Origin of the sequence: Clostridium tarantellae (assembly GCF_009295725.1) — a bacterium.
Lineage (GTDB): Bacteria > Bacillota > Clostridia > Clostridiales > Clostridiaceae > Sarcina > Sarcina tarantellae.
On record NZ_WHJC01000155.1, the window covers coordinates 1 to 7,817 of the forward strand.

Consider the following 7,817-nt stretch of genomic DNA (forward strand, 5'->3'; position numbering starts at 1 on the left):
CTATTAACACTGATCCATTAATTTCTCTAAATACAAAAAATAATTTACTCTTAAATTTAGCAGCAGGGCAACTTAAAAATGGTGCATCTTTAACTAGAAATCGTACTTTTGTAACAAATTTAGGGGGTAAAAAAAATGGATATGTTACTATAAAAGTATCAGTGGATTATGATGGTGAATATTCTTTAATAGTAGATTATATTTTAAAATCAACAAAAAAATATAATTTAAATACTCTTACTCTTCTTGTAAATTATAACTCCTTAGGCAATGTTTTTTCATTTATATCAAACCCTTATATAAAAAATACTACAAATAAACATGAAGTCACTTTAAAGTTGACAAAAGGTGAAAATATAATTACATTCACAGGAAATGGTTATTATCCAGCTCCAGATTTAGGAGAAGCTACACTTACTCTTAAATCTAAGATAAAATAATTAAGTGTAATTTAATTTAAAAAACAAAAAGACAAAATGACTTTTCATTATTAAAAAATCATTTTGTCTAAATACTTAGGAACTATTTTATAATGAAAAATAGTTCCTTTTTTTATATAAATAATTTAATTATTTTTTTCTTTTGCCATTAAAACAAATGCAATTTTACTAAACTGAGGACAATTATGAGTTGTGTAACCATAAAATTTAATTTTATTTATTCCTTTTTTAAATTTTTGAGTAAAGGATTTAACTTTTGAATAGGAAGTACATTTTTCAAAGTTTAATATATTACCGGTAGGTTTTTCGTTTATAGCCATAGTAAAAGGAAGATTAAATTCTAAAGCTAAATATTCAATTAAAAGTGTATAAATACCCGTTTCTGGCATATTAACTTCTATGGTTACAAAGCCATTGTTTGCTCCACCAATATTAGTAACAAAGCCTGTACTTAAATCTATAGTAGCACCATTTTCTAAAATTCCATCTGCAAAAGCATAATCTAAATAATAAATACCACTAGGTAAAAGTTCTATATTTTGTAATGTAGAGGGTTTACTGAGAAAAAAAACGTTATAATTTCCCAATAAAGGCCCTTCATCTTTTCCATTACCATAAAATCTAATAGTATTTTCTCCCTTTTTTAAAAATATTTTAACATTAAGAGTACTTAATAATGGCTCTTTACGCTTTTTAAAGTCAGTATTTTTAGGCTTATCTAAAAGTGTTGTAGAAATGGCATATTCTTTCTTAGTAGATACAGCGTTAACATCTATCAATAATCTACAGGGGATTCCTTTTTCTAAAAATTCTATTGGTACTGCAACTTGCAAAATTAACTTATAAAAACCATCAAATGGAGCATTAAAAGTAACTGTAATTTCTCCATTACTTTTTCCTCCAATATTATTTATCATTTGGGAATTAGCGTCAATAGTAGCTCCATTCTTAAGTTTTCCATTAGATATCAAGTGCTTACCATAGGCAATATCTTCTCTACTTTTAATTAATGTTAATGTAATTTGTCCTATAGTTGGCCCTGTTGTTAATCCTCTCTTAGAAGAAAATTTAATTAAATTATTACCATTCTTTAATTCAATTGGAATAACATATGAGTTTGTAGACCTATTACTTTTATTAATAGCTGCTGGAATTTTTAAAGTTTCACTTAGTTTCACTTCATTAACGGCTATCTTAAGAGTTTTTTCGCTTTTTTCTTCTATATAAATAAAAGCAAGATCATATAATCCTTCCACCTCCACATCTACATTTAAAAGAATAGAACCCTTTTTTATTCCCCCAAGACCAGTAACAAATCCAGGATTAGAAGATTTTCTTGCTCCATTAGAAAATTTTCCTTCCTTAGTAAGGTCATAAGTTTTTACATAATCATCAGATGTAACTGTAAACAATTCTAAATCAGGTGTAATTTTATTTTTTTCTAAATCTGTGCCATGAAACTTAATCTTATTTTCTCCTGCTGTTAAAATTACTTTTAATACTGTTATTTTTATATCTTTTAATTCTCCACTTAATGTTTTTGAAAATTTATGTGTTATACTACTATTAGCATCATTATTATTCATAATATCTATTTGTATAAAACTATCTCCTATTGGAGATAAATATTTAATGGTTAAATAATAAATACCACTCTTATATGCATTTACCAAAACCGTTGAAGACCCATTATTATTACCTCCTAAATTAGTAATAAACTTAGTATTTAGATTAATCATTGCATTGTTTTCTAAATATCCCTCAGATACATTATAAGTTCTATCTTCAGGAATTGTACTAATTTCTAATCTTCCTAGTTTCGGAGCATAACTACTTCCATCTCCTCTAAATTTTATTAAATTAATACCTTCATTAAGCATTATAGGAATTGAAAACTTTCTAGCATCAGTCGCTTTTAAACTATTGGTTTCAGGAAAATTATAAATAATATCATTATAAACTCCATTAACATCTATAGCTAAGTTTTTACTAGTTGCATCTGCTAAATATTCTAGAACTAAATAATATAATCCACTCTTATCTTCACTATTTATTCTTACAGTTGATGTACCTTCTTTTTTCCCATTTTCAGTAGAACCACCTATGTTTTCCACAAAATTAGAAATTGTTTTTGATATAAATGCAGGAGGTTCTAAATCACCATCTTTTACATAAAAAGCAACGTCTTTAGGTATAGTAACAGACTGTGGTGATTTGAAAATTTTAAAGGAATCTAATTTAGCCACTGTATTTAAACCATTACCATAAAACTTTAATATATTCTTATCTTTGTTTAAATAAATTCTAGAAAGTGTAAATAATACAGGTTCTGAATTATAATCCTTAGCTGGTAATGTAAAAGAATAGGTTTTTTCATTTACATCTAATTTTGCAGGAGTATCAAAATATTTTGTTAAATATTTTATTCCCAAATCATAATAGTCATTATCAGGAACATTAACCTCTAATTTAACCCATCCATTATTAATTCCTCCTACATCTATGACAAAACCAGTGTTATCCTCTACTTTTGCACCATTATTAAGTTCTCCCTGTGAAAAAAATCTATATCCTGAACCTAAAGAATCAATAATTATTTTTTCTATTTCAATGCTGTGTAAATCTGGTGCATATTCTTCTCCTACTCCATAAAAGCTTATAATATTATTTCCTTTTTCCAAACCTATATTTATATTAAATAAAACTGTTTCTGTGGTAACTGCAGGAATATTATAACTAGTCGGAAACTCATCATTATTAATATCTAATATAATAGGTCTACCTTCACCAGAAAAAATAAGATTTAATCTATATGGACCTGCTTCAGATGCAAAATAATTAAAACTAAAAGAACCATTTTCTGGGCCACCTATTCCAGTTATTATTCCAGATGGTTGAATATTTGAACCATTTTCAAATATTCCATCTGCTAATCTTAAATTTATAGGCATATTTAATTTAAGCGTAAAATCACCTAAATCTGGAGCTAATTCTTCTGCAAAACCTGTACCATAAAATTTAAGGATATTTTCTCCCTCGTTAAGATCTATTAATGTAGAAAAGGTATCAATAAAATCTCCTGTAGTTTCATATATTCTGTTTTTAGAAAGACCATTAATATCTATTTTAAATTTTCTATTTTGGTTTCTATATCCTATTGTTAATATATAATTACCTGTATGTTTTACTAAAACTGCTATAGAACAAGAACCGTTATTTTTTCCTCCAAGGGATGTTACAAAATTACTATTTTTATCAAAGGTTGCTGGACTACTTAAAGTTGCATTAATTATTTCATAATTTTCTTGCACAGTGGTAGGTGCTATAGGGACTATAGGTGCTACTGGAGTAACAACATCATCAAACATTACACTAAAAAATGCTAAATTAGGAGAAACACTTTGATTACTACCATAAAATTTAATAGAATTATTTCCTGAATTAAGCTTTATATCAAAAGCAAAGGTTAAACAATCAGTAAATTTTAATCCTTTAGTTTTAGGCAATGTATATACCGTACCAGTATTTACTCCATTAATATCAACTTTTAATTCTAAATTATTTTCAGTGCCTACATATTTAAGAAATAATTTATACTTTCCACTATCATTAACATTAACTCTAACTGTAGATGAACCATTTAACTTTCCACCTATACCTAAAACAAAATTTTTAGTTGCATCAGCTTTAGCTTCATTTTCAAGTATTCCCTTATTTAATTCAAATTCTAAAGGTGGAAGGTTTAAAACAAATTCTTCTAATGCAGGCGAAGAATTTTTACCATCGCCGTGAAATTTAATAGTATTTTTTCCAGCTTTTAAAGTAATAGGTATAGTAAAAGTTAAAGCATCTTTAACCTTACTACTTTTAGTTTTAGTAACTGTATAAATATTCATATCGTTTATGTCATTTATATCTATTTTTAAGTTAAGATTAGATTTAGGTGCTATATATTTAACTTCTAAATAATAAACCATAGCATCTCGTACTTCTACTAGTACAGTAGAAGATCCATCATCTGCTCCACCTAAGTTTTCTGTAAAATTTGTAAGCTCATTAACCTTAGCCCCTCCTCCAAAGGCTCCAGTTGAAACATTATAAGTTAAAGAATCTAAAGGGTTTATAGCAAATAATGTTACTTTTTCAGTTTCATTAAAGATAAAGGTTACTGTTCCAAGATTAGGTGCTAAATTATTACCATCACCATGAAATTTCAGTATATTTGCTCCTTGTCTTAATGTAGTTAATATGTTGAAAATTTTACTATTATCTATTGTCCATCCAGAAGTAATAGGTACTTTGTAAATTTCTCCATTATCTTTTCCATTTACCTCTAATTTTAAACACCTATTAAAATCTGCTGCTACATATTGAATGGCTAGCTCATAAAGACCTGATTTTTCTATATTTATAACTAAAATTATAGATCCATCTTTTGTTCCACCAATATTTGTAACAAAGCCTGTTGAATAATCCACAAAAGTATTATTCTCTAAAATTCCTGAAGTTAGATTATAGGTACCTAATTGTGAAGTGGAAGTTATTTTAACTGAAGGGGTAATTAAATATTCCAAATTTGTATTTTGAGAAGTATTAGATTTAACCATGTAATTTCCAAAAGGTAAGTCATTAAAAGAGTAAATTCCTGAAGAATTACTTTGAGTAAAAGCTACTGGAGTTTTTATATTATTTTCTATTTTATAAAGAACAACATCAGCTTTTAATATTCCATTATTAAAATTATCTGCTATTATTCCTGAAATAGAACCATTACTTAAAACAGGATCTCTTTTTAACTCCTTTTTAAATAAATATATTTTATTACTTTCTATAGTTATAGTTTCATTGTAAGGAAAAAATTTCAAAGAAGAAATTACAATTTCATAAATTCCTTCTTCTAATTCATTAAACAAAAATTCTCCTTCAAAATCTGAATAAGTTGTGCCAAGTAGTTCTTCATCACCACCTGTTACTCTATATAAAGAAATTACAGCACCACGAATTCTTTCTCCCATACTATCTACTAAAACTCCACTAAGTCCTCCTATTAATGAGTTATTATCATTATTAAGAATAAAATTAATAATTTTATTTTCTTTATTTAATAATGAAAAAGAAGGAGATTGTTCAAGAAGCTTTCCTATAGAAGTAGCTAGTAATATATAGCCACTACTTAAAGGTACAACATCTATAATATACTTTCCTGTATTGTCAGTTTTAGTAGTAGCTAGCACTTGAAGATTATTATTCATTAATTTTATTAAAGCATTTTTAATAGGTGTACCTAAATTATCAGTTACTATACCTGAAATTGAAGAATCAATATTTATTTCATATTCATTAATATTTAGCTTAATATCAGCTTTTATATCAAAATCTTTTGAAGTAATCTCTATGTTTTTTGACTTTCCTAAAGCATATTTTTCCTGTTTTATTTGCATATATATCCTCCTTAAAATTATCATATTTTCATCAATATAATATTTTTAGTTTTAAAAATTTCTGAAATTTTAAATTTAATTTACTTTCATACACTATAATCTAGCTTTCTTTTACATTTTTTATTTCTTAGAAAAATTACAAATTTAGGTAGTTATATATATTACGAAATAAATTCATAAATGGTGATTGAATTTATATATAAGAAAGGACTTATACAAATAAAAACACCATTAAAAACTTTTAATTTTTAATGGTGTTTTACGTTATATATTATATAAAATTTTATCTTATCTCTTACATATACCTAATTTATTTAAAGCTCCTAAAGCCTTTTTATTTTCTTCTTTTAAACTTTCAGCCACAACTTCTTTTTTAACTTCATTTTTATTTTCTCTAGATTCTAAAACTTTTTCTATTAAACTCATTAAATATTCTTCATCTAAATCACTTAATTTATTATGAGAATTTTTATTAAAAATATTTTCATTTCCTTCAATAGTATTTCTCATATCCTGTTCTATAAGCTGCTTTACATAATTAGAGAATTTAACACCTTTCCATTGAATAAACTTTAATAAATTTCTTTCATTTTTATTAAACTTTATTCCTTTAAAGATTATAAAATCTTCTTCTTTTCCTTTTAACTCATTTAATTTTATATCTTTAAGAAAATCATATCTTTCATCTAGGACCAAATTAGTTCACCAACCTTTTTATAGGTTTTAGCATTTAAGAAAAAGGCATCAGTATTAACTTCACTTTTAGGAATCATTTTTCTATCTATAAAATATTCTTTTAATGCAATTGCTCCTCCACCAATAAGTTGTATAGAATCTACATTAGAGAATGGGAAAATTTGATTTATATCTGATGCAAGACCAACTACAAAGTTTTCTATTATAGTGTCTATATAGCTAATATCTGTAATTTCTTGCTTAATTTTATATTCTTTTTTACCAATCATATTTTTAGCATCATCATTATTTAAATTAGATTTATTTCTTCTGTTAACTTCCTTTAATATAGTTTCATATAAATTTATCATACCCATTTTATCATTACTTTTACAATCAATTAAGTTTAGTCCATCCCAAAGAGAAATATCTAAAGTTCCACCACCAATGTCTATTACAAGAGTTTTTTCTTTTTCAAATCTATCTTTATTTTCAAATACTATTCCAGATTCACAAAAAACTTCAACATCTTTTATATTTACAACTTTTATATCTTCATTGATAAAGATTGTTTCAGTTCCCCACCCTTTAATAGTTTCTTTTATATCTTCTACAACATCTTTATTTTTATTAAATATCTCTACAGGACATCCTATAACTAAATTACATTCAATTTTGCTTTCTTGTATACTTTTTGCAATAGATGTTAATAAAGAAATTTTATAATTATTATTTCTATGTTTATATAAACCTATATTACTATTTCCTTGTCCAACTGTATAATCAAGATCATTATGCTGAACTTTTATATCATTTTTATTCATATTATTAATACCTATTTTTACTCTACTTGGAAAGTTAATTCCTTCTGAAGTATTTACTTCTGCATTTCCTAAATCAACACCTATAACTTTAACCATTTCTTATACCTCCAAAAAACATATATATTTATTTTAAAACTTATTTTTTCTTTTTAATTTAATATTTTTACCATCTTTAATAGTATAAATTAAAGTTTAAACAATGTCAATTTTATTTTGTAATATTATTACAAAATTTAAATTATATTTAAACTTAAGTTTTATAAAACATTTTAACACCTTAAAAATTTAAACTAAAGTAAAACTTAAGTTTAAATTTTATATTAAATAATTTAAACTATATTTTTTCAATCAATTTTATTTAAACTTTAATATAAATTTAATTTAAACCTAACAATACTTTGATTATATTAACATAATCAAAGTTTAAACCTTTGTTT

The 7,817-nt window shown here is 25.1% G+C and carries 4 protein-coding genes; 1 reads left to right on the forward strand and 3 read right to left on the reverse strand.

The window, feature by feature from the left end; translation table 11 throughout:
* Window positions 1–440, forward strand: a 440-nt coding sequence (locus GBZ86_RS17160; protein WP_422678918.1) for a carbohydrate-binding protein, incomplete at its 5' end; no start/stop codon positions are given.
* A gap of 125 nt (window positions 441–565) precedes the next feature.
* Here GBZ86_RS17160 and GBZ86_RS10165 read toward each other — a convergent pair.
* The 3 genes from GBZ86_RS10165 to GBZ86_RS10175 all read right to left on the reverse strand — a co-directional run bounded on the left by GBZ86_RS10165 (window position 566) and on the right by GBZ86_RS10175 (window position 7,476).
* Entirely contained in the window at window positions 566–5,881 is a 5,316-nt protein-coding gene (locus GBZ86_RS10165) for a carboxypeptidase regulatory-like domain-containing protein (protein WP_170272208.1), read from the reverse strand.
* A gap of 288 nt (window positions 5,882–6,169) precedes the next feature.
* Complete coding sequence (locus GBZ86_RS10170) at window positions 6,170–6,577, reverse strand: hypothetical protein (RefSeq protein ID WP_152890328.1); 408 nt, start codon at window positions 6,575–6,577, stop codon at window positions 6,170–6,172.
* Window positions 6,568–7,476 carry a ParM/StbA family protein gene (locus GBZ86_RS10175; RefSeq protein ID WP_152890330.1) on the reverse strand — a complete coding sequence of 303 codons (909 nt, stop codon included), beginning with the start codon at window positions 7,474–7,476 and terminating at the stop codon, window positions 6,568–6,570. Before GBZ86_RS10175 ends, GBZ86_RS10170 begins: the two co-directional genes overlap by 10 nt.
* Between the last annotated feature and the right edge of the window lie 341 nt (window positions 7,477–7,817).

Excerpts from the sequence above, each read along its gene's own strand:
- GBZ86_RS10165 (WP_170272208.1), bottom strand. The coding sequence starts at position 5,881 with ATGCAAATAAAACAGGAAAAATATGCTTTAGGAAAGTCAAAAAACATA.
- GBZ86_RS10175 (WP_152890330.1), bottom strand. The coding sequence starts at position 7,476 with ATGGTTAAAGTTATAGGTGTTGATTTAGGAAATGCAGAAGTAAATACT.